Origin of the sequence: Phyllobacterium phragmitis (assembly GCF_002980495.1) — a bacterium.
Classification (GTDB): domain Bacteria; phylum Pseudomonadota; class Alphaproteobacteria; order Rhizobiales; family Rhizobiaceae; genus Paramesorhizobium; species Paramesorhizobium phragmitis.
The window spans coordinates 1-319 of sequence record NZ_PVBR01000113.1 but is presented as its reverse complement, the minus strand read 5'-3'; the positions used below and the strand labels follow the sequence as shown (position 1 = coordinate 319).

Sequence of the window (319 nt, the reverse complement as noted above, 5' to 3'; positions counted from 1 at the left end):
CACCCTTGTTCCGTGGCGGCCGGTCATCGACCGTCAGCTTGGCCGCGAGGTGATAGCTATTGTGCAAGGCGGCTCCGTATCATGGCAATTGGGTCGCCAGAGAGGAATAGCCCTGTAGCGCCGATTGAAAGGCGCTTTGGTCGAAATTCTCGTGCGCTTTTGCACCCGTCGGTGGATGCCGACTACAAGCAGCTCGATGTCTGACATACCCGGCAAGAAGATTGGACGATGATTGTGCCTGGCTCTCTTCAAACGCGCATTAGCCAATCGACAAAGGTACTGCCGGCGGCGACGTGGGCATTGGGGCCATTGACATAGG

At 57.4% G+C, this 319-nt stretch carries 1 protein-coding gene; it reads left to right on the top strand.

Annotated elements, in window-relative coordinates; translation table 11 throughout:
• On the top strand, positions 1–118 hold a 118-nt coding region (locus C5748_RS27575), incomplete at its 5' end, for a DUF3363 domain-containing protein (protein ID WP_146119670.1).
• Positions 119–319: the final 201 nt, after the last annotated feature.